The organism is Vreelandella neptunia (genome assembly GCF_022489065.1).
Classification (GTDB): domain Bacteria; phylum Pseudomonadota; class Gammaproteobacteria; order Pseudomonadales; family Halomonadaceae; genus Vreelandella; species Vreelandella neptunia_A.
Map to the genome: position 1 here is coordinate 1 of NZ_JAKVTW010000057.1, position 1,306 is coordinate 1,306.

The following is a 1,306-nucleotide window of genomic DNA, read 5'->3' on the forward strand; positions in this document are numbered from 1 at the left end:
TGAACCGCCCCGGTTATTCCGGAGACCGGTTTGTTTGAGTCAAGCAGCTTCACCCGACTCTTCCAGTTGACGATAATACGTCCTTTCTCGTTCTGCTGGTGGAACGTTTCCGATGGGTTCCAGCAGTCGGCGGTTGTTGAACCAGTCAACCCACTCCAGCGTGGCATACTCAACGGCATCCAGTCCCCTCCATGGGCCACGATGATGGATCACCTCCGTTTTGAACAAGCCGATGATGGTTTCAGCCAGCGCATTGTCGTAGGAGTCGCCGGTGGTGCCGACTGAGGCATTGATACCCTCGTCAGCCATACGCTCGGTGTAGCGGATCGAGAGATATTGGCTTCCCCTATCACTATGATGGATCAACCCTTGTCTGTGTTTTCGTGCCCACAGAGCTTGCTCCAGAGCGTCCAGCACCAGTGCCGTTCTCATCGACGTCGCTACACGCCAACCCACGATACAGCGTGCATAAACATCGATAACGAACGCAACGTAAACGAAGCCAGACCAGGTAGCGACATAGGTAAAATCGGCTACCCAAAGCTGATTAGGACGCATAGCCGTAAAGTCACGTTTCACTAAATCAGGTGCCCGTTTCTGGCCGGGATCACTGAGGGTCGTGAAGGGGCGTTGGCCTCGCACCACGCCGCGAATTCCTAGGCGGCGCATGAGCCGTTCTACAGTGCAACGAGCAACATTAACGCCTTCACGGCGGAGTTGCCGCCAGACCTTACGGGCACCGTAGACGCAGAAGTTTTCTTCCCACACGCGCTGAATCTCAGCGGTAAGAAACGCATCCTGTCGATACCGGTCTGCCCGCCGTTCAGGATCAGCTTCAAGTGCCTTGTGGTGGTAATACGTCGATGGGGCGATTGGCAGTTGACTACAAATCGACTCGACCCCGAACTGAGCACGATGCTCGTCGATAAATGACACCATCAATTGGGTTTGCGGTCGAGCTCCGCCTGGGCGAAAAAAGCAGCCGCCTTACGGAGAATTTCATTAGCGCGCTTCAATTCGACGTTTTCACGCTCTAGCTGCTTGAGTCGTTCATTTTCAGGCAGGTTAACCGAGCTGTTTTCCTGCGTGAGTTCTGTGCGTTTGCACCAGGCTCTCAAAGTCTCTGGTGTACAGCCGAACTTGCTGGCAATGGAGCAGATCGCCGCCCACTTGGACGGGTATTCGCCTTGCTGTTCAAGGACTAATCGAACAGCTCGCTCCCGGACTTCTGGGGAATATCGTTTTGGTGAGTTCATAACTCCATCCTCTCAAGATATGGAGTCTCCGGTAAAGCCGGGGCGGTTCA

1 protein-coding gene and 1 other annotated feature are annotated in these 1,306 nt (G+C 54.4%); the gene reads right to left on the reverse strand.

The features are described from left to right. Positions 1 to 39: 39 nt before the first annotated feature. A protein-coding gene (locus MLE19_RS22805) for an IS3 family transposase (RefSeq protein ID WP_159340751.1) occupies positions 40 to 1,256 on the reverse strand; the annotation gives its coding sequence in 2 pieces (ribosomal slippage) (positions 40 to 971 and positions 971 to 1,256; 1,218 coding nt in all). Next, positions 865 to 981, reverse strand: a sequence feature (AL1L pseudoknot). Its footprint overlaps the gene before it by 117 nt. Positions 1,257 to 1,306 lie beyond the last annotated feature (50 nt).